We start from the raw sequence: 18,721 nt of genomic DNA on the forward strand, positions 1-18,721 counted from the left end.
GTATAATGGCGCTATCGATCAAGAATTTGGAAGTCGAGCAATTGGCGCGCGAGCTAGCCCGCCGCCGTCGCGTGTCCGTGACGGAGGCTATCCGCCAATCCCTCGAGCGCGAAGTTGCGCGCGAGCGGCTTGTGCCTCGCGACGAAAGCAGCGACCTTTTTCGACGTCTGATGGCGATTTCGGACAGCGGCGCGCATATCCCGAGGCGGGAAAATGCGATGACCGAGGATGAGATCCTCGGTTACGACGATCTTGGAATCCCGACGCGATGATCATCGATTCATCGGCCCTGGTCGCGATCCTCCGCGCTGAGCCGGGTCATGATCGTTTCGTGCGGGCGATTGCGGATGCCACAAGACGATTGATCGCAGCGCCCACCCTTCTCGAAACAAGCATGGTGCTCGCCGGCGGGTGGCAGAATGAAATCCTGGAGCCGTTCGACGCCTTCCTGCGCACGGCTTCGATCGAGACGATCGCCTTCACCGCCGACCACGCCGCCGTCGCGCGCCACGCTTTCCTGCGCTACGGCAAGGGCCGTCATCCCGCAGCGTTGAACTTTGGCGACTGCATCGCTTACGCCACCGCCCGGCTCGAAGCGATGCCGCTGCTGTTCAAGGGCGACGATTTTCGGCTCACCGATATCGAACCCGCTGTTTGAGGCGTCAAACCAGCACCAGCCCCTGCCGCATCGCGATCGCAATCGCGTCGGTGCGGTTGGCGGCGCCGAGCTTGATCAGGATGGCGGCGACATGGAACTTCGCCGTGTGGACGGAAATGTTGAGCCGCCGGGCGATGACCTTGTTCGGCGCGCCTTCGGCGAGCAGAGCCAGCACCTCAGCCTCGCGGGGCGACAAAGCCGGGCGAGGCTGGTTGTCGTCAGGCGTCTCTTCCTCGGTAGGCTCGTCATCGTGGAAATCGCCATGCGCCTCCGACGGCGCCGCTCTGCCGACGCGGTAGCCTGAGGCCGCCAACCGCGCCGCGGCGGCGATCAGCAGGCCATCTGCGGAGGCAGGCAGCACGGCCAGCACATTGTCCGTCACCTGCTCGCTGCCCGCACGCCGCGAAAGCAGGACGATTGGGGTGGCCGAACTGACGACCCGGCTTTCCAGGCCCGCCTCATCGGCGATGGCGACATCCGCCATTTGGCCGACGCCGCTTCCAGCCAAGGCCGGCGCCAGATCGTCGCTCGCGGCCAGCGCATCGGCAAGTTGCTCGGCGCGCTGGGCATCGGCGAGCGCGACCAGCACCGTCAGCCGGTGAATTGCCGGCTCCAGTCTCGCGACTGCTTGTGCTGCGCTGTTTGCCATAGACCCTCTCAGCTCAGCGGCTTCTCGCCGATGGTGATCGAGACATCGCGCTCAGCGCCGCCGCTTGAAACACCGAGCGTGACGGTGGTGCCGGCGCTGTCCGGCCCGAGCTTGCGGATAAGCTCGCGCGGACCATGCACCGCCTCGCCGTTCCAGGCGACGATGATGTCGCCGACATGCAGGCCGGCGGCCTTGGCCGGCCCGTTATCGTCGAGGCTCATCACCATGGCGCCTTTCGTGTCGCCATTGCGGATCGGATGCAATCCGGCGCCGAGATAGCCGCGCGCGACATGACCTTTCTCGCGCAACGTCGCGACCGCGCGCTCGATCGTCTCGAAGGGCATCACCAGCGCCCGCCGGCGCGGCCCGAACAAGAGCATGCCGATCACGCCGCCCTTGGCGTCGAGCACCGGCCCGCCCTCGAAGCGCCCGCCGGTGTTGATGGCAAGGTTGATGCGCCGGTCGATCGTGCCGCCGCGCATCGAGCGCCAGGCCGGCCCGACCTCGCCGACCGTGCCGAGCACCGCAAGCGCGGCGCCGTCGCTGTTGCCGGCCGCAATAGCGATATGGCCGGGCCGCACGGCGCCGGCCTGAGCCAGTTGCGGCAACGCGGCAGCGCCGGAAGCAGGCTTCAACAGGGCAACGCCCGTCGAAGGATCGCGTCCGACGAGCTCGGCCTTGACGGTTTCGCCGGAAGCCAGCGTCAATTCGATCTCTTCGCCGGCTTCGACCGCTTCCTCGGCGGTGACGAAATAGCCGTCGCGCCAGTGGAAGGCGCTCGCGGTGCGGTGATGGTGCGTCACGAAACTCGCCAGCGCGGGGGCAGCGGCGGCCGCGACATCGGCGATCGCGTCGGAAAAGGCACTGAGGTTGAAGTCGCTCATAAGACTGTCTCCCGGGTTCGGTGACCCAGATATCGCTCGGTAACACCGCCGCGGGTACTCGCCTGACGGCTAGTCGCCGGCCGGACTGGCCATCTGGTCAGGTCGCGGCAATTGCCGCTGCTCCGCACATATAGTCATCATTCCACACGGGAACACGCCGATGGCTTTCGCAGCCGAAAAACTTCCATCCGACGACATTCTGCTCGATGTCTATTCGGCATCCGTTGCCGACGCCGTCGACCGCATCGGCCCGACCGTCTGCCGCATCGAACGCATAGGCGCCGGCGGTCACGGCTCCGGCTTCGTTATCGCGCAGGACGGGCTGGTCGTCACCAATTTCCATGTCGTCGGCGACGCGCGCGCTGTGCGTGTCACGATGCCGGACGGCGCCTCGCGCGAAGGCCATGTGCTTGGCCGCGATCCGGACACCGACATCGCGCTGGTGCGCGCCGACGGCAGCTTTGCCGACGTTGCGCCGCTCGGCGATTCCAAGCGCCTGCGCCGCGGCCAGATCGCGATCGCGATCGGCAACCCGCTCGGCTTCGAATGGACCGTCACCGCCGGCGTCGTCTCGGCGCTCGGCCGCTCGATGCGCGCCTCGACCGGCCGGCTGATCGACGACGTCATCCAGACCGATGCCGCGCTCAATCCCGGCAATTCGGGTGGACCGCTGGTGTCGTCGGCGGGCGAGGTGATCGGCGTCAACACCGCCATGATCCACGGCGCGCAGGGCATCGCCTTCGCGGTCGCCTCCAACACCGCCAATTTCGTCATCTCGGAAATCATCCGCTTCGGCCGCGTGCGCCGCGCCTTCATCGGTGTCTCCGCCGACACGACCAATCTGCCGCGCCGAGCAGCACTCTTGTCGCAGGTGACCACGAACACGGCGGTGCGCCTGCGCAGCGTCGAGAAGGACGGCCCCGCCGCCAAGGCCGGGCTGAAGGAAGGCGACATCATTGCGGCCATCGACGGCCGGCCGGTGACCGGCGTCGACGACCTCGTGCGCATCCTCGATGCCGAGCGCATCGGCCGCGAGACGCTCTGCACTGTCGTTCGCCGCACCGGCGTCAGCCAGGTTATGGTGACGCCGGTGGCACGGATGAGCTAAGATCGCCGCGCCGGCCTAACCCCCGGCCACGCCCTCGGCATATTGCGCCAGGAATTCCTCGCTTGGCGGGATCGGCTTGATGACGTCGATCAGCACGCCATTGGGATCCCTGGTGATGAAATGGCGCTGGCCGAACGGCTCGTCGCGCAAGTTGCGCAGGATCGGCAGGCCAGCGGCGACGACCCGCTCATAGATGGCGTCGGGATCGCGGACCTCGAAATTGATCAGCAGGCCCGACGTGCGCCCGCGCCCTTCTTCCGGGATCGTCTCGTGGTCGCCCTGGACGATGCCAAGGTTGACGCGCCTGTCCTCGCTCGAGCGCAGATGGACATACCAGTCGCTCGCAAACAGCGGCTCGAAGCGAAAATGCTCGACATAAAAGTCCGCAGTGCTGCGACATCATCCGTCATCAGCACCGGATAATAGCTGGTCGTCTTCATCTTTCCTTCTCCTCTCATCCAACATACAGTCTGTATGTAAGTGCAAATAACATACAGGCTGCATGTATGCAACAGGACTCCAGGCGCCGTTCCAATCGTGACCGCACCGAGGCGACACGCGCCGATCTGATCCGCGCGGCGCGAAAGCTGTTTACGGAAAAATCCTATGCCGAGACCGGCACGCCGGAGATCGTCGCCGAGGCCGGCATGACGCGTGGCGCGCTATACCATCACTTCGCCGACAAGCAGGCGCTGTTCGCCGCGGTCGTCGAGCAGGAAGCAGCGGCCGTGGCGGCGGAGATCGACCATGCCGCGCCGCCGTCGCTATCCGCGCGCGACGCGCTGATCGCCGGCTCGGACGCCTATCTCAAGGCAATGCGATCGCCCGGCCGCACGCGGCTTCTGCTGCTTGACGGGCCGGCCGTGCTCGGCCGCGCCGCCATGGACGAGATCGACAACCGCCACGGCAACCGCTCGCTACGCGAGGGCCTGATCGCGGCAATGCGCGCGCAAGCGATGACCAGATTGCCGGCCGAGGCGTTGACCGCTTTGCTGGCGGCAGCCTTCGACCGGGCGGCTCTGGCTATCGAGGCCGGTGGATCCGCCGCGGATTACCGCGCGGCGCTGATCGCGCTCATGGACGGCTTGTCTGCGGCCCCTCCTCCGTCCACACGCCCGGCTCCGTCTCGTTGAAGCAGCCAAGCTGCCGCTTGAACTCATCGATCAGCCAAGTCGCTGCCGGCTTGGGGCTGCGGTCGTTGCGGTGCATGGCGTACATCGGCGAACGGACTTCGCGGTAAGGCTCGAGATCGAGCTCGACCAGCCGTCCGCTGGCGAGGTCGTCGGCGATCAGCCAGCGCGGCAGGCCGCCCCAGCCAAGCCCCTCGCGCATCAGCGCGTGCTTGGTGCGCAAATCCGTCAGCCGCCAAGTGCGATAGGCAAACACACCATAGTCGCGGCCGCGCGTCCGCTCCGACTGGTCGGTGACGACAAGCTGGATGTGCTCGCGCAGATCCTCGATCCCGACCGGCTTCGGCAGCTTCGCCAGCGGATGATCGGGTGCGGCAGCCGGCACCAGCGAGATGAAGCCGATGCGCAGCAGATTGACATCGGCATCGCCTTGCAGGCCGCCGAAGCCAAGATCCGCCTGGCCGTTGACGACCTGATCGACAATCAGGCCGAGAGAGCCGATATAAAGCCTCAGCATCACCGCCGGGAATTGCGCCTCGAAGGCTTTGAGCACGCGCACCAGCGCCGGTGAAGGCAGCGCCACGTCGACCGACACCGTTACTTCCGCCTCCAGCCCTTGCCGGTAGCCATCGGCGCGCGAGCGGATGCGATGCAGCACGCCGATCATGCGTTGCGCGTCTTCCAGCATCGCCTTGCCAACATCGGTCAGTTGCGGCTCGCGCACGCCTTCGCGTTGGAACAGTTTCAATCCGAGCTGCGCTTCAAGATTCGCGATGCCGTAGCTCACCACCGACTGCGCCCGGTTGAGCTTGCGCCCCGCGGCCGAGAAACTGCCGGTATCGGCCACCGCTACCAGGATTTGGAGCTGATCCAATGTTGGGTTCGGCTGCATGCTCTCCATCCATTTTGTTGATGGATTGTATACACATTATACCAGTTATCCTGATGGGGCAGCAATCCCATATTGGCGGGGAAGTTTCAATCCAACCCCAAGGGGACACCGCCATGTCTATTCTTCTCGTTACCTCCAGCCCGCGCGGCGACGCTTCGCACTCGACCCGCGTCGCCACCGATCTTGCCCGGAAGCTCGCTGCCGCCGATCCGGCCAACACGCTTGTCGTGCGCGATCTCGTCGCCAATCCGCTGCCGCATATCGACCCTGACTACGCCACCGGCATCTACACGCCGGCCGAAGCACGCACGCCGCGCCAGGCCGAGGTCGTCGGTGTTTCCGACGCCGTGCTCGACGAGCTTTTCGCTGCCGACACCGTGATCCTCGCGACAGGCTTCATCAACTTCAACATCTCCTCGACGCTGAAGTCCTGGGTCGACCACGTCGCCCGCTCCGGCAAGACCTTTGCTTATGGCGAAGGCGGTCCGAAGGGCCTCGTCAATGGCAAGAAGGTCTATATCGTGCTCGCGTCCGGCGGCATCTATTCGGAAGGCGCCGCAGTACAGATGGACCATGCCGTTCCCTATCTGCGCAGCGTGCTCGGCTTCCTCGGCATGACTGATGTCGAAATCATCCGCGTCGAGGGTGTCGGTATGGGCGCCGACGCCGTCACCGCCGCGCTCGCCAAGGCCACTGCCAAGGTCGACGCGATCGCCGCCGCCACGGCTGACCAGGTCGCCGCCGCGGCCTGACCGCCGATGCCGAAAATGAAAAGAGGCAGGCGCCCGCCAGCGCCCGCCTCTTTTGCATTTTCGCCCGCGCTATAGCGGCGGCAGCGCCGCGGCTGGATGACGGTCCTCGCGCAGGATCAGCCCCACGGCGCCGAGCGCGATCCGATATCCTCCTGCGTACCGACAGCGATCCGCCCGCCGCCGGCGCAAACAGCTGGAACGACTTTTTCTTCCCCCTGGTCCTGATCACCTCCGACAATTTGAAGACACTGCCGCAAGGGCTGACCGTGTTCGTCGGCGAATTCACCACCGACTGGGGGGTGCTGTTCACCGGGCTGACACTGGCGGCACCGCCGATTACCTTGCTCGACATCGTGCTGTCGAAGCAGTTCATTTCCGACATCAAAGTAAGGCGCGGTTAACTAGGCGCAGTCCAACAACGAAGTCAGGACACCAAAAGTGGCGAACCAGAACAAGATCATCATCACCTGCGCGGTCACAGGCTCGATCCATACGCCGTCAATGTCGCCGCATCTGCCGGTGACGGCTGAGGAGATCGCCACTGCCGCCATCGAGGCGGCCGTAGCGGGTGCTGCGATCGTCCACCTTCACGCCCGCAACCCGGTCGACGGGCGCCCAGACCAGTCGACCGAGGCCTTCGCCCCGTTCCTGCAGATCATCAAGCAGCGCTCCAACTGCGTGGTCAACATCACCACCGGGGGTGCGGCGACCATGAGCGTGGAGGAGCGCGTCAGGCCGGCCAAGATGTTCGCGCCCGAAGTCGCGTCGCTCAACATGGGCTCGATGAATTTCGCGCTGTTCCCGATGCTGGAGCGCTTCAAGACCTTCGAGCATGACTGGGAGCGGCCCTATCTGGAATCCTCGCGCGACCGCATCTTCCGCAACACCTTTGGCGACATCGAGCACATCTTGCGTACCTGCGCCGACAACGGCACGCGTTTCGAGATCGAATGCTACGACATCGGCCATCTCTACACGCTGGCGCATTTCGTCGAGCGCGGCCTGGTCAAGGCGCCGTTCTTCGTCCAGAGCGTGTTCGGCATCCTCGGCGGCATCGGCACTCACCCGGAAGACGTTGCCCATATGAAGCGCACCGCCGACCGCCTGTTCGGCAACGACTATCACTGGTCGGTGCTGGGCGCCGGCCGCCACCAACTGCCGATCGCTACGCAGGCGATTGCGCTCGGCGGCAATGTACGTGTCGGTCTGGAAGACTCGCTATGGATCGGCAAGGGCAAGCTCGCCCGCTCCAGCGCCGAACAGGTGACCAAGGTGCGCCAGATCATCGAAGGCCTCGGCGCCTCGATCGCCACACCCGACGAAGCGCGGCAGATCCTCCAGCTCAAAGGCGGCGACAAGGTCTCGTTCTGAGCGAGGAGAAGCTGGCGGGCGCAGCGGAAGTACTGCTTACCCGAACATCCGCTCGCCCTGCTCGTCGACGAGCTGGATGCCCTTCTTGATCGAGATGTCGACGGCGTCGTCCAGCCCGGCGAAGCGGTCGGCGCGGATGAAGCGGTGCTCCTTCATCACGCCGTCCACTTCCTTCGAGACGACGCCGCAGGTCTGGTATTGGCCCTCGGCCTTGTAGGGCGTCGCGCTGATCAGAAATCCCTTGTGCTCGACCTGCTTTGCCGGCTTGGCGGTGCCGGCCTCCGTTGCCTCACCGCCGCCGCCGAAAAGCTTCTTCAGAAAAGACATTTTTCAAAACTCCTATCACGCGGGCACCAAGGATTCGCGGCGCCCCTGGTTACGCAGGCTTTGCGTCAGCATGCGCGAATGCGCCGCCGTGTTCCAGTCCCTTGACGAAAACACCGACCAGAAGCTCGATCTGATGCCAGATCTCCTCGGCCTGCCTGCTGTTCGAATTCGCCACATAGCCGCTGGTCACGATGCCGTGCACGCTTGACCACAAGGTCCGCGCCGCAAGCGCGCGGCGGTCGTCGTCGAGGCCGAAATCGCCGGCCTTGAGCACGCCGGCGACGATGTCGAAGAGCGCGTCGAGCAGCGCGTCATAGGCATCGGGGCCCGGCCGCGTCGCCCGGCGGCGGTTGAACGCAAGCACCGCCGGCCAGCTGCCGGGATGCGCCTCGACGAAGCGCACATAGGCCGCCGCCATCGCCAGGATGCGGTGCCGGACATCGGTTACCCCTTGCCTTTCGAGATCGGCCATCGCCGCGATGCCTGTCGCGCCGAGCCGGTCGAGCAGCCGCATGTTCACGGCACGGTGCACCTCGTCGAGATCGGCAAAGAGGTTATAGACGGATCCGACCGAGATGCCGGCCTTCTCGGCAATGGTGCGCGCTTTCAGGTTGTCGGCGCCACCCTCGTTGAGCAGCGCCTCGGCAATGGCGAGCACCTTCTCACTCATCTCTTCCTTGTCCAGCGCCATGCTTCTTTCCTGTCCTTATGTCCGAAGTCGGCAAGCCCGGCCCCGAATTCATTCCATTTGCGTGCGTTTACCATGCCCGACGCCTCATGAACAGCGTTCAAAATAGCTCTTGAACAATGTTCATTTCCTGTTATGTTGAGCTTGTGAACAACGTTCACGCAAACAGGGAGAACACCATGCTTAGCCTGATCAGGACATTGCTAGACGGCGCCAGCGCGCGGGCCGAGGACAATCTGAAGGATCGTTTTGCGATCGACCTTCTGGCCCAGCGCATCCGCGACGCAGAGGCGGGCCTAGCCGCTGCCAAGCAGACGCTCGCCTCGCTGATCGTGCGCCAGCGCGCCGAGCAGACCAGCCTCGACCAGCTCGACCGCCGCATCGCCGATCTGGAAACCCGCACGCTCAGCGCGCTTTCCGCCAACAACCAGGCGCTTGCCGAAGGCGGCGCCTCCGCAATCGCCGAACTCGAGAACGAGCGCGAGGTTCGTCGCGCCACGGTCAAGAGCCTGGGCGAGAAGACCTTGCGGATGCGTCTGTCCGTGGAACAGGCGCATCGCCGCATCATCGATCTCCACCAAGGCATGATCTCAGCCCGGGCGATCGATGCCGAACGCAAGGCGCAGTCGCGCCTCAACCACTCGATCGGCCGCACCGCAAGCATCAACGAAGCGGAGGAATTGCTGGCCCGCATCAAGGACAGCTCCGACCCGTTCGAGGAAGCCAGCATCCTCGACGAGATCGACGGCGAGCTGCGCCACGAGGCGATCCGCGAACGTCTCGCCGAAGCAGGCCATGGACCGGCCACCAAGGTGCGCGCCCAGGATGTTCTGGCACGCCTCAAATCCCTGAACTGAACCCGCAATTTCCCGTGACGGATCAAATCCAAGGAATACGACGATGAACGGCAATCAGACCTATATCCTCTTCAACACCATATCGGTGGGCGCTGCCTATTTCATGCTCGGCCTGTCGCTGTGGCTTGCTCCCGTCGACCTCTCGACCAAAGGTTACTGGGCGATGGGCGTGCTGCTGCTCACCGGCAGCCTGGTGAACCTGGTCAAATACCGCACCGACGAGCGGATTGCGGCCGAGACCACTGCCAAGATCGAGAAGGCGCGCAACGAGAAGCTGATCAGCGAATATGTCGGCAAGGAATAATCCCTTGCCGATCGCTGACTGAATACAAAAGCCCGGAGCGATCCGGGCTTTTGGGCTTCCCTATGAGAATGTCTTAGCGGCGAGCCAAGGCTTCGATCGCCTCGGCGGCGTCTTCCAGGATGCTGATCGCCTCGGCCTGCTTGTCCTCCGGCGCGTCGGCGATGTCGCCGAGCGCGGCGCGCAGCCGGTGTCGCAACGAGCGGAACCGGTCACGCGTTTCGGAGCGGCCGCGGCGCCCCTCGTCCTTGTCGTCGCCCCAGCCGAACCATTCGCGCGCCGCGGCCATCTTGCGGCCGAAACGCTCGAGATGGTCGAGCACGCTGTCGATCATCTCGCGGTTCTCGTCCAGATGCGCCTTGCCGGCCTCGGTGATCGAAAACACCTTCTTGTTGCCTTCGCTCGAGGATACCGCGTAGCCCGCCTCCTCCAGGAAGGTCAGCGTCGGATAAACCACGCCTGGGCTCGGGCTGTAGATGCCGCTGGTGCGCTCTTCCAGAGCTTTGATGATGTCGTAGCCGTGGCGCGGCGCGTCGGCCAGCAGCGACAGCGTGATCAGCTTGAGATCGCCGTCGGCCAGCATGCGCCCGGCGCGGAACATGTCGCCCGGGCCGCCGCGTCCACCGCCCCTGCCGCCATGGCCGAACGGGCCGAAACCGCCGCCTCCTCTGCCACCAAATTTGCCGGCCATATGCATGAACATGCGCTCGCCGAAGTGGTTGTGTCTGTGCATGGATTGCTCCTTGATCTATATCTTACGATACATCGTAAGTAAGGCGCGACGCGTGTTGAGTCAAGATATATCTTAAGATGTATCTTACGCCGTTCCAAGATCGCGCATACGTCCTCATACGGCTGGGCCAGACCGCTACCAATGGCCCTTGCGTCGGTTCCAGGCGTAGAGCACGTCCGCGAAACGGTCATAGGCAAAGCGCGTCAACGGCAGCGCGATGGGATTGCCGAACAAGCTCGCCAGCCATCCCTCGCCCGGCGTGATCCGCCAGACCGCGATCGCCACGTCGGCGCCGACCAGCAGCCGCCCGCTGGCGTCGGTCGCATGCAGGCGCCGGCGGATATCCTCCAGCGAGGCGCCGAAGGCGGTGAGCGCCTCAGGTTCGAAATTGATGTCGCGGAATTCGACGCGGCCCGCCTTGACCGCCTCGACCAGCCGCCGCCTCTGGTGGTTGATGCCGGCGTCGCATACCGGACAGCGTGTGTTGTACCAGACTGTCAGCAACGGCTCGGGCATGGCGCGACTATCGGGAATGCGGCGCGGCTTCGCAACAGCCGCGCTGCGCCCGTCAGCCACTTTACCCGAGCGAGCTGATGATCTCGCGATAGGCGAATTCCGGAAACGCCTTCATCGTCCGCGTTTTGACATTGCCGCCCGACGACAACATCAGCGCGAAGCGGGCGAGCACCGCATCATCCGGTGCCTCGACGATGGCGACCATGTCGCATTCGCCCATGGTCAGGTAGAATGCCTTGAACGAACCGCCCATTTCCCCCAGCAGCTTCTTGGCCGCATCGAGCCGTTTCGGCGATTCCCGCACATTCTTGGCGCCGAGCTCAGTCCAGTTGATAAGCACGATATAGGTTGTCATGGCACACCTCCCACCGGGAGCCACGGAGCGCGACACCTGGCCGCTGCGACCGGCGCCGGGGCGGGCATCCGGCTTGTCGCCCATAAATGCATCCGACGCACGATTATCCTCCTGTCGGGCAAACCCGACAAGGCGGCATGAGATGTAGCCGGAAAAGCAAAAAGGGCGCCCGAGGCGCCCTTTCGATTTCGTGTGATTGTATTCCCGCTCAGCTGTCGAGGAAGCTTCTCAGCTTGCGCGACCTGCTCGGATGCTTGAGCTTGCGCAGCGCCTTGGCCTCGATCTGGCGGATACGCTCGCGCGTCACCGAGAACTGCTGGCCGACTTCTTCCAGCGTATGATCGGTGTTCATGCCGATGCCGAAGCGCATTCTGAGCACGCGCTCCTCGCGCGGCGTCAGCGAGGCAAGCACGCGCGTCGTCGTCTCGCGCAAATTGGCCTGGATCGCCGCGTCGATCGGCAGGATCGCCATCTTGTCCTCGATGAAGTCGCCGAGATGCGAATCCTCCTCGTCGCCGACAGGCGTTTCGAGCGAGATCGGCTCTTTGGCGATCTTCAGCACCTTGCGCACTTTTTCCAGCGGCATGGCGAGCTTTTCCGCCAGTTCCTCCGGCGTCGGCTCGCGGCCGATCTCATGCAGCATCTGGCGCGAGGTGCGCACGATCTTGTTGATCGTCTCGATCATGTGCACCGGAATGCGGATGGTGCGCGCCTGGTCGGCGATCGAGCGGGTGATGGCCTGCCGGATCCACCAGGTGGCGTAGGTCGAGAACTTGTAGCCGCGGCGGTACTCGAACTTGTCGACCGCCTTCATCAGGCCGATATTGCCTTCCTGGATCAGGTCGAGGAACTGCAGGCCGCGGTTGGTGTATTTCTTGGCGATGGAGATGACCAGGCGAAGATTCGCCTCGACCATTTCCTTCTTGGCGATCGCGGCCTCGCGCTCGCCCTTCTGCACCTGGTTCACGATCTTGCGGAATTCCAGGATCGAGATCGCCGTTTCGGTGGCGAGGTTCTGAATCTCGGCGCGCAGCTCCTTGATCGCATCCTTCTCGTTCTTGGTGAACTCCTTCCAGCCGCGCGACGTCAGGTTGGCGATCGAGCGCGTCCAGTTCGGATCGAGCTCCGAGCCCTGATACTCCCGCAGGAACTCCTCGCGCCGCACGCCATAGCTTTCGGCGAGGCGCAAAAGCTTGCCCTCGTTCTGCACCAGGCGCTTGTTGATGTCGTAGAGCTGCTCGACCAGCGCCTCGATGCGCGCGGCGTTGAGCGACAGCGACTTCACCGCCTTGATCAGCTGGTCCTTCAGCTCCTTCAGGCGGCGGTCCTGGCTGGGCGACAGCGTGCCGGCCGCGGCCAGGCGGTTCTCGACCTGCTGGTCCTGCAGCTTGCGCAGCTTCTTGTAGGTATCGGCGATGACGTCGAGCGTCTCCATCACCTGCGGGCGCAGTTCCGCTTCCATCGCGGCCAGCGACAGGCTCGCCTCGTCCTCGTCGTCTTCCTCTTCCTCCAGCCCGCGCGTGTCGCCGCCGACATTGGTGATGTCGTCTTCTTCCTCGCGTGCCGCCGAACGGCCGCGCGGCTTCTCCTCGGGCTTGGGCGCTTCCTCGATGCGTTCGACGACGGGCGCCTGCTTGGCTTCGGGGCCGGCATAGGTCGCCTCGAGGTCGATGATCTCGCGCAGCAGGATCTTCGATTCGTTGAGCTCATCGCGCCAGATGATGATGGCCTGGAACGTCAGCGGGCTTTCGCACAGCCCCGCGATCATCGTTTCGCGGCCGGCCTCGATGCGCTTGGCGATCGCAATTTCGCCCTCGCGCGACAGAAGCTCTACCGAGCCCATCTCGCGCAGATACATGCGCACCGGGTCGTCGGTGCGATCGGTCGGCTCTTTCTTGGTGGTCGTGGCGGCGACGGCGGTGCCGGTCTGCTCGGCGAGCTCGTTGGCGTCTTCCTCGGCGTCGGCGGCCGGCTCGGCTTCCGCCTCCTCGCCCACCTCGTCGTCCTCGACGACGTTGATGCCCATGTCGCTGAGCATCGCATTGATATCTTCGATGCGGTCCGGATCCGTCTCTTCCGAGGGCAGCACCGCGTTGAGCTCGTCGAGCGTGACATAGCCGCGTTTCTTCGCGGCCTTGATCATCTTCTTGACAGCATCGTCGGAAAGGTCGAGCAGGGGGCCATCAGTGGCGCCTTCGCGTTCGGTCTCGACCTCTTCCTTTTCCTTTGTCGCCATTCTTTGTCGTCTCCAAGCGGCCGAATATTGGGGCCGCGTAAACTGCCGTACCGTTTATGCTGGACGCGCTCGCGCCGGAATGCTTTTCACCGGCCCAGCAACCGTGTCATCTCTTTTGTTTTGTGCATGTCTCTGTCCCAAACCGGTTTCCACTTTTGGGCGACATGCATTAAGTCCAGATTAACCCTGATATCTGGAGCGGGCACTTTGCCTGTCCAGTCGCCACCGGTGCCTCACATCGCTCGAATTCCCGTCGATGCCGTGGCACGGTTAACGTTTCGAATCGTCCTGATTCCGCCAATCTGCCAGAAGGTCAAGCGCCTCTGGCATGATTCGCATGAAAAAAGCGAATCAATTACCCGACTTAGAGGCGTCGATTCGACGCGCCGCGCATTTCCACTTCACTTCCAATGGGTGGTGTTCGGCCTAAACGCGGCCAACCCTGCCCGACGAGACGCCGAATCCTTCGATCAGCGCTTCCGTTGCCTGCACATCGTTGAATTGCGCTTGAATCTCGACGAGATGCCGGAAGTTTTCGTCCGAAGGGTCTGCATCGAGCGCCGCCTGCGCCTGTTTCAGCTCTCTATGTAATGTGCGGGCGCTGCGCTGCAAGTGCAGCGCCTGGTTGAAGGCGTCGCGGGCATCGTCAAGCGCCGCCGTTTCCAGCGCCGGCCATTGCCGCGCTCGCTTGATCAACTCGACAGCCCGCTCCCAGATGCCGCTGCATCCGGCGCGCTCGATGGTGGCGATGACCGCGCCGCGCTCGTCGGCCGCGTCATGCGCCATGGCGTCGAGAATGGCCGCGTGCAGCTTGCGCAAATCCGAATTGGCGAGGTCGAGGAATTCGACGTGGGCGAAATTCTCGTCGATCAGCGCCGGATGATTGACCAGCGCCACGATAATCGTCGCCTCGCGCACCGACATCCCCTCGCCGGCCCGCTTGACCAGCGCCGAGCGACCCAGGCTCTCGGTGATCGCGGCGCGCCCGCCGGCCGCCCCACCTTTCGCGAACTGCCCGCCGGGCACGGGCGACTTGCCCTGCCCTGGCTTCCAATCCTGACGGCCTTGCCGAACGCTCCGCTGGGAGCCGAAGAAGTTCCGCTCCCGCTCGTCCATTGTCTGCTGATAGTAATAACGCACGCTCTCGTCGCGGATGCGGCTGGTCAACTCCCGCAGCCTTTTCCGCAACTCAGCTCGCCGCTCCGGCGTATCGAAGACACCGCCTGCCGTCTCGCGCATCCATAACAGTTCGTCCAGCGGCCGCGCATCGGCAAGCACGGCGCGGAACGCGTCCGGCCCTTCGGCCTTGACCAGATCGTCGGGATCCTTGCCTTCCGGCAACAAGGCAAAGCGCGCCCGGCGGTCGGTCTGCGCCGACGGGAGCGCGAGATCGGCCGCCCGCCATGCCGCCTTCAGCCCGGCCTGGTCGCCGTCGAAGCAAAGCACCGGCTCGGGCGCCATGCGCCACAGAAGTTCGAGCTGGTTTTCGGTGAGCGCGGTGCCGAGCGGCGCCACGGCATTCTCGAAGCCGGCCTGCGCCAGCGCGATCACGTCCATATAGCCTTCGACCGCGATCACCGTGCCGCCTTTCGCGATCGCCCTGCGGGCGCGAGCGAAATTGTAGAGCACGTTGCCCTTGTGGAAGAGCTCGGTCTCCGGCGAGTTCATGTATTTGGCCAAGGCATCGGGCGCCAGCGCCCGTCCGCCGAAGGCGATGATCTTCCCGCGCGAATCCGGGATTGGAAACATGATGCGGTCGCGGAACCAGTCATAGGAGACCGGAATGTCGTCGCCGTGCCGCACCAGGCCGCAAGCCTCGATATCGGCCTTCGGCACGCCCTTGGCGGCAAGATGTTCCTTGAGCGCGTTGCGGCTGTCGGGCGCATAGCCCAGACGGAAGGATTGCTGCGTTGCCGGCGTCAGCCCGCGGTCGCGCAGATACGCGCGGGCTTTGGCGCCGTCGGCGCTCTGCAGCCGCTCCTGGAAGAAGGCGGTCGCCATTTCCATGACGTCGGTCAGGCTGGCGCGTTCCTTCTCGCGCCGCTCTTCCTGTTCGTCGCGCACCGGCATCGGCACGCCGGCCATCTCGGCGATCTTCTCGACGGCTTCGGGGAAGCTTAATCCGTCTAGCTCGGTGAGGAACTTGAAATGGTCGCCCGAAACCGAGCAGCCGAAGCAGTGATAGCGGCCCTTCTTGTCCTCGCAATGGAAGGACGGGCTCTTCTCGCCGTGGAAGGGACAGCAGGCCCAGTAGTCGCCGCGCGACGCGTTGGTCTTCTTCCTGTCCCATGCGACGCGCGTGCCGATGACCTGCGAAATCGGCACGCGGTCGCGTATCTCGTCGAGGAAGGCGGGCGGAAAGCGCATCGGGGAACTCGTTTGCCGTCCATATAATCAACCCGCCCGGGCACGGCGACCCCATCCGGCCCGTCGTACCCGCTTTTCACAGACGAAAAGAAGGCGGCCGGGCGGCCGCCTACCGGATTTCCGGATTGTCGCGGATTACTGGGCGGCGATCGCGCCGAAGACGATGCCGGAGAGGATGCTGACCAGCAAATAGTCGTTGCCGACGCGGATCCATTCCTGGCCGGGACCAGGGCGGCGCAGGCCGTAGCGGTTCCAGTCGCGGACTGCTGGTGACGCTTCCAGTTGGAATATCTTTGGCCGTTGCGCCAATGGCTGCGCCTTACCACCTTCTTCTTGACGATGACCCGCTTGTCGACATGCCTGCCGGGCTTCTGCCAGTCGACCTGGGTGTAGCTCGACTGCGGCGTGCCTGGCTGGGCGAGCGGCGCGGCCTGGCCGGAGAAGGCCGAGGCGGCCAGCATCGAGGCGGTGACGGCGCAAAGTATGAGACGCTTCATGGCGGTATTCCTTGTTGTCGATAGGCAGGGGAATAGCCGCCAATGGAACCGAAACTGAACACCCGAATTACAATTCTGCAATGTTTTCCAAGACTTGCACCGGCCGCTTGAACAACGCTTCGGATCACGCGGCCGAGCGTCGGGCGGTATGAGGCGAAGCGCTGCCGCCAGGCGCATGCAACCAATGCTTCCTGCAGTCATTTCCGACATGCGCCGTCGAGCCGAGACGATCATCGCATCAGAAAAATCTATTATTCGGCTAATTTTAACTGGTATATTTCGACTCGTTGAAATGACTAAGATTCGTACCCCTCTCCGCGCCCCTGATGCTAGCTCGCGAGTTTGGCTGTGAGCGGCTCTGTCGTCCTCCTGCACCTTGCCGGCGCGGTGGCGCTGATGCTGTTCGCCACCCGCATGGTGAAGACGGGCGTCGAGCGCGCCTATGGCGACCTGCTGCGCCACCGGCTGCGTGCCACCATGCGCAATCCGGTCATGGCGGTGCTGGCCGGCTGCGGGCTGGCGATCGCGCTGCAGAGCTCGACCGCGGTGACGCTGCTGGTCGGCTCCTTCGCCGGCGCCGGCATCGTTTCGGGCGCCGCCGGGCAATTGGCAGTGCGCGGCGCCGAGATCGGTTCGGCGCTGGTGGCCAAGCTGCTCACCTTCGACCTGACGCTTCTGGTGCCGCTCTGCCTGATCGCCGGCACGGTCATGTTCATGGCCACCGAGCGGCGCGATTGGCGGCAGATAGGCCGCATCCTGATTGGCGTCGGTCTGCTGATCCTGTCGCTGGAGATGATCGGTCAGGCGTCGGAACCGCTGCGCAACAGTCAGTTGATGCCGCTGATCGTCAACTATTTCTCCGGCGACTATGTCACCGCTTACCTGCTCGCCGCGCTGGTTACCTGGCTGTTCCATTCCTCGATCGCCGCCGTGCTGCTCCTGGTGACGCTGGCCGGGCGCGGCTTTATCCCTCCCGAGCTCGGCATCGTGCTGGTGCTCGGCGTCAATCTCGGCTCCTCGATCATCGCGCCCCTGCTTACCCGCAATGCCGATCCGGGCGTCCGCGTCGTGCCGATCGGGAACCTTTTGATGCGCGGCATGGGCTCGCTGGTGATGCTGATCCTGTTCATGACGCTGAAGCCGCCTATCGGCTTCCTCGGCGCCACTGTTCCGGACCAGATCGTCAACGCCCACATCCTGTTCAATGTGATCATCCTGCTCGCCGGACTGCCACTCGCGGGCCTCGTCTACCGCGTCTCGGAGAAGATCGTTGCGCTCGGAGCCGTGCCGGAGCCGACCGCCACGCTGGATGTCGTCGAACTGTCGGCGCTCAATGAAAGCGCGTTGGACACGCCGAGCCAGGCCCTGGCCAATGCGACGCGCGAGGTGGTGCGGGTCTGCGAGACGGTCGAGATCATGTTGAAGCGCATCATCGAGCTTTATGAGAACGCCGACACCGACAAGATCAAGGCGCTGGCCGCGCTCGACGACCGCGTCGACAGGAAGCACGCGGCGATAAAACTCTATCTCGCCAAGATCACCAGGAACCCGCTGACCGAGGATGAGGCATTGCGGTGCCAGGAGCTGATCGGCGCCTGCGTCAAGCTGGAGCAGGTCGGCGACATCATCGTGCGCAACATGCTGGTGCATGTCAGGAAGAAGCTGGAGCGCGGCCTGGAATTCACACCGGAAGGCTGGCAGGAGCTCTGCGCCTTCCATTCCTCGGTGCTCGCCAATGCGCGGCTCGCCTTCAACGTGCTGGTCTCGCGCGATCCGGAAACCGCGCGCCAGCTGGTGCTGGAAAAGGATCTCTTGCGCGAACGCGAGAAGGAAACCAGCGCCAGCCATTTTCAGCGTCTGCGCGAAGGCACCGCCAAGAGCGTCGAGACGAGCTCGATCCACCTCGACACCATCCGCGACTTGAAGCAGATCAACTCGCTGCTCGCCTCGATCGCCTATCCGGTGCTCGAGGAGCGCGGCCTGCTCGGCGGTTCGCGGCTGAAGGCCAGCTGAGGCGATCGGGACCTGCCAAAAAATTAGTCTTTGCTCATCCTCGCTTCCGTCGGCTAAGGAACGCCAGTGGACCTGTTGGGAGGACGATCCGTCGATGGACACGCATTCGCGCAGCTTCGCCAAGGCGCTTTCATGGCGCGCCACCGGCACGATCGACACGATGATCATCTCCCTGGTGGTCACCGGCAGCATCAAGCTCGCCGCCACGATCGGGCTCACCGAGGTCGTCACCAAGTCGCTGCTTTACTACCTGCACGAACGGGCCTGGCTGAAGATCCCTTACGGGCGCAAAACGGCAGCGTAGCAGCAAGCGACAGGGCGGCTTTGATCCATCCGGTCAAGAAAAGCTAAAGCGCTATCGCCAATTTCTGCATTGCAGCGCCCGCG

Annotated in this window: 22 protein-coding genes and 1 pseudogene; 11 read left to right on the forward strand and 12 right to left on the reverse strand. The window is 64.1% G+C overall.

Annotation, left to right across the window (positions count from 1 at the left end; genetic code table 11):
• Positions 1-5: 5 nt before the first annotated feature.
• A complete protein-coding gene (locus LB552_RS13690) occupies positions 6-272 on the forward strand; it encodes a type II toxin-antitoxin system VapB family antitoxin (protein ID WP_224606762.1) in 267 nt (88 codons plus the stop codon).
• On the forward strand, positions 269-658 hold the full coding sequence (locus tag LB552_RS13695) for a type II toxin-antitoxin system VapC family toxin (protein ID WP_224543081.1): 390 nt from the start codon (positions 269-271) through the stop codon (positions 656-658). Before LB552_RS13690 ends, LB552_RS13695 begins: the two co-directional genes overlap by 4 nt.
• Positions 659-662: 4 nt before the next feature.
• Here the strand turns inward: LB552_RS13695 and LB552_RS13700 are convergent, their stop codons facing one another.
• Together LB552_RS13700 and LB552_RS13705 are read right to left on the reverse strand one after the other, a co-directional pair.
• Entirely contained in the window at positions 663-1,307 is a 645-nt protein-coding gene (locus tag LB552_RS13700) for a helix-turn-helix transcriptional regulator (RefSeq protein WP_224606766.1), read from the reverse strand.
• 8 nt (positions 1,308-1,315) lie between these two features.
• A complete protein-coding gene (locus LB552_RS13705) occupies positions 1,316-2,191 on the reverse strand; it encodes a S1C family serine protease (RefSeq protein WP_224606768.1) in 876 nt (291 codons plus the stop codon).
• 160 nt (positions 2,192-2,351) lie between these two features.
• Here LB552_RS13705 and LB552_RS13710 point away from each other — a divergent pair, with 160 nt between their 5' ends.
• Positions 2,352-3,299: a S1C family serine protease gene (locus LB552_RS13710; protein ID WP_224606771.1), complete on the forward strand. Its 948-nt coding sequence runs from the start codon at positions 2,352-2,354 to the stop codon at positions 3,297-3,299.
• A gap of 15 nt (positions 3,300-3,314) precedes the next feature.
• Here LB552_RS13710 and LB552_RS13715 read toward each other — a convergent pair.
• Positions 3,315-3,739 (reverse strand): annotated as a pseudogene (locus tag LB552_RS13715) (VOC family protein).
• A gap of 66 nt (positions 3,740-3,805) precedes the next feature.
• Here LB552_RS13715 and LB552_RS13720 point away from each other — a divergent pair.
• Positions 3,806-4,432 (forward strand): TetR/AcrR family transcriptional regulator, encoded by a 627-nt coding sequence (locus LB552_RS13720; protein WP_224606774.1) that lies wholly within the window; start codon positions 3,806-3,808, stop codon positions 4,430-4,432.
• On the opposite strand, the gene LB552_RS13725 is transcribed toward LB552_RS13720, so the two are convergent.
• Positions 4,374-5,321, reverse strand: coding sequence for a LysR family transcriptional regulator (locus LB552_RS13725; RefSeq protein WP_224606776.1), 948 nt, complete (start codon positions 5,319-5,321; stop codon positions 4,374-4,376). The two genes, LB552_RS13720 and LB552_RS13725, sit on opposite strands and share 59 nt — an antisense overlap.
• Positions 5,322-5,434: 113 nt before the next feature.
• Here LB552_RS13725 and LB552_RS13730 point away from each other — a divergent pair, with 113 nt between their 5' ends.
• The 3 genes from LB552_RS13730 (at position 5,435) to LB552_RS13740 (ending at position 7,444) form a co-directional block, all read left to right on the forward strand.
• Entirely contained in the window at positions 5,435-6,073 is a 639-nt protein-coding gene (locus LB552_RS13730) for an FMN-dependent NADH-azoreductase (RefSeq protein WP_224606779.1), read from the forward strand.
• Between the two features lie 239 nt (positions 6,074-6,312).
• Entirely contained in the window at positions 6,313-6,474 is a 162-nt protein-coding gene (locus LB552_RS13735; RefSeq protein ID WP_224606782.1) for a hypothetical protein, read from the forward strand.
• Positions 6,475-6,511: 37 nt separating this feature from the next.
• Entirely contained in the window at positions 6,512-7,444 is a 933-nt protein-coding gene (locus tag LB552_RS13740; RefSeq protein ID WP_224606785.1) for a 3-keto-5-aminohexanoate cleavage protein, read from the forward strand.
• A 36-nt stretch (positions 7,445-7,480) separates the two neighbouring features.
• Here the strand turns inward: LB552_RS13740 and LB552_RS13745 are convergent, their stop codons facing one another.
• Positions 7,481-7,771 (reverse strand): HlyU family transcriptional regulator, encoded by a 291-nt coding sequence (locus LB552_RS13745; RefSeq protein WP_095766632.1) that lies wholly within the window; start codon positions 7,769-7,771, stop codon positions 7,481-7,483.
• 49 nt (positions 7,772-7,820) lie between these two features.
• On the reverse strand, positions 7,821-8,462 hold the full coding sequence (locus LB552_RS13750) for a TetR/AcrR family transcriptional regulator (RefSeq protein WP_224606788.1): 642 nt from the start codon (positions 8,460-8,462) through the stop codon (positions 7,821-7,823).
• A 176-nt stretch (positions 8,463-8,638) separates the two neighbouring features.
• Between LB552_RS13750 and LB552_RS13755 the strand changes: the two genes are divergently transcribed.
• Positions 8,639-9,316, forward strand: coding sequence for a PspA/IM30 family protein (locus LB552_RS13755; protein WP_224606807.1), 678 nt, complete (start codon positions 8,639-8,641; stop codon positions 9,314-9,316).
• A gap of 43 nt (positions 9,317-9,359) precedes the next feature.
• Complete coding sequence (locus LB552_RS13760; protein ID WP_095766630.1) at positions 9,360-9,620, forward strand: YiaA/YiaB family inner membrane protein; 261 nt, start codon at positions 9,360-9,362, stop codon at positions 9,618-9,620.
• A 73-nt stretch (positions 9,621-9,693) separates the two neighbouring features.
• On the opposite strand, the gene LB552_RS13765 is transcribed toward LB552_RS13760, so the two are convergent.
• The 6 genes from LB552_RS13765 to LB552_RS13790 all read right to left on the reverse strand — a co-directional run bounded on the left by LB552_RS13765 (position 9,694) and on the right by LB552_RS13790 (position 16,133).
• Positions 9,694-10,350 (reverse strand): PadR family transcriptional regulator, encoded by a 657-nt coding sequence (locus LB552_RS13765; RefSeq protein WP_140838492.1) that lies wholly within the window; start codon positions 10,348-10,350, stop codon positions 9,694-9,696.
• Between the two features lie 135 nt (positions 10,351-10,485).
• Positions 10,486-10,866 (reverse strand): thiol-disulfide oxidoreductase DCC family protein, encoded by a 381-nt coding sequence (locus tag LB552_RS13770; protein ID WP_224606810.1) that lies wholly within the window; start codon positions 10,864-10,866, stop codon positions 10,486-10,488.
• A gap of 61 nt (positions 10,867-10,927) precedes the next feature.
• Entirely contained in the window at positions 10,928-11,221 is a 294-nt protein-coding gene (locus LB552_RS13775; RefSeq protein ID WP_095766734.1) for a GYD domain-containing protein, read from the reverse strand.
• Between the two features lie 208 nt (positions 11,222-11,429).
• Positions 11,430-13,457 carry an RNA polymerase sigma factor RpoD gene (rpoD, locus tag LB552_RS13780; RefSeq protein ID WP_095766628.1) on the reverse strand — a complete coding sequence of 676 codons (2,028 nt, stop codon included), beginning with the start codon at positions 13,455-13,457 and terminating at the stop codon, positions 11,430-11,432.
• 426 nt (positions 13,458-13,883) lie between these two features.
• Positions 13,884-15,824 carry a DNA primase gene (dnaG, locus tag LB552_RS13785; RefSeq protein WP_224606829.1) on the reverse strand — a complete coding sequence of 647 codons (1,941 nt, stop codon included), beginning with the start codon at positions 15,822-15,824 and terminating at the stop codon, positions 13,884-13,886.
• A 135-nt stretch (positions 15,825-15,959) separates the two neighbouring features.
• Positions 15,960-16,133, reverse strand: coding sequence for an RcnB family protein (locus LB552_RS13790; protein ID WP_224606850.1), 174 nt, complete (start codon positions 16,131-16,133; stop codon positions 15,960-15,962).
• 536 nt (positions 16,134-16,669) lie between these two features.
• On the opposite strand from LB552_RS13790, the gene LB552_RS13795 reads away from it, so the two are divergent.
• Positions 16,670-18,334 (forward strand): Na/Pi cotransporter family protein, encoded by a 1,665-nt coding sequence (locus LB552_RS13795; RefSeq protein ID WP_224606853.1) that lies wholly within the window; start codon positions 16,670-16,672, stop codon positions 18,332-18,334.
• A 94-nt stretch (positions 18,335-18,428) separates the two neighbouring features.
• Complete coding sequence (locus LB552_RS13800) at positions 18,429-18,638, forward strand: DUF2061 domain-containing protein (RefSeq protein ID WP_095766624.1); 210 nt, start codon at positions 18,429-18,431, stop codon at positions 18,636-18,638.
• Positions 18,639-18,721: the final 83 nt, after the last annotated feature.

Origin of the sequence: Mesorhizobium sp. CA7 (assembly GCF_020165015.1) — a bacterium.
Taxonomy (GTDB): Bacteria; Pseudomonadota; Alphaproteobacteria; order Rhizobiales; family Rhizobiaceae; genus Mesorhizobium.

Coding starts and splice junctions, on each gene's coding strand:
- LB552_RS13725 (WP_224606776.1), bottom strand. CDS start 5,321: ATGCAGCCGAACCCAACATTGGATCAGCTCCAAATCCTGGTAGCGGTG.
- rpoD (WP_095766628.1), bottom strand. CDS start 13,457: ATGGCGACAAAGGAAAAGGAAGAGGTCGAGACCGAACGCGAAGGCGCC.
- LB552_RS13705 (WP_224606768.1), bottom strand. CDS start 2,191: ATGAGCGACTTCAACCTCAGTGCCTTTTCCGACGCGATCGCCGATGTC.
- LB552_RS13765 (WP_140838492.1), bottom strand. CDS start 10,350: ATGCACAGACACAACCACTTCGGCGAGCGCATGTTCATGCATATGGCC.
- LB552_RS13690 (WP_224606762.1), top strand. CDS start 6: ATGGCGCTATCGATCAAGAATTTGGAAGTCGAGCAATTGGCGCGCGAG.
- LB552_RS13775 (WP_095766734.1), bottom strand. CDS start 11,221: ATGACAACCTATATCGTGCTTATCAACTGGACTGAGCTCGGCGCCAAG.
- LB552_RS13700 (WP_224606766.1), bottom strand. CDS start 1,307: ATGGCAAACAGCGCAGCACAAGCAGTCGCGAGACTGGAGCCGGCAATT.
- LB552_RS13770 (WP_224606810.1), bottom strand. CDS start 10,866: ATGCCCGAGCCGTTGCTGACAGTCTGGTACAACACACGCTGTCCGGTA.
- dnaG (WP_224606829.1), bottom strand. CDS start 15,824: ATGCGCTTTCCGCCCGCCTTCCTCGACGAGATACGCGACCGCGTGCCG.
- LB552_RS13750 (WP_224606788.1), bottom strand. CDS start 8,462: ATGGCGCTGGACAAGGAAGAGATGAGTGAGAAGGTGCTCGCCATTGCC.
- LB552_RS13800 (WP_095766624.1), top strand. CDS start 18,429: ATGGACACGCATTCGCGCAGCTTCGCCAAGGCGCTTTCATGGCGCGCC.
- LB552_RS13695 (WP_224543081.1), top strand. CDS start 269: ATGATCATCGATTCATCGGCCCTGGTCGCGATCCTCCGCGCTGAGCCG.
- LB552_RS13760 (WP_095766630.1), top strand. CDS start 9,360: ATGAACGGCAATCAGACCTATATCCTCTTCAACACCATATCGGTGGGC.
- LB552_RS13730 (WP_224606779.1), top strand. CDS start 5,435: ATGTCTATTCTTCTCGTTACCTCCAGCCCGCGCGGCGACGCTTCGCAC.
- LB552_RS13710 (WP_224606771.1), top strand. CDS start 2,352: ATGGCTTTCGCAGCCGAAAAACTTCCATCCGACGACATTCTGCTCGAT.
- LB552_RS13755 (WP_224606807.1), top strand. CDS start 8,639: ATGCTTAGCCTGATCAGGACATTGCTAGACGGCGCCAGCGCGCGGGCC.
- LB552_RS13720 (WP_224606774.1), top strand. CDS start 3,806: ATGCAACAGGACTCCAGGCGCCGTTCCAATCGTGACCGCACCGAGGCG.
- LB552_RS13745 (WP_095766632.1), bottom strand. CDS start 7,771: ATGTCTTTTCTGAAGAAGCTTTTCGGCGGCGGCGGTGAGGCAACGGAG.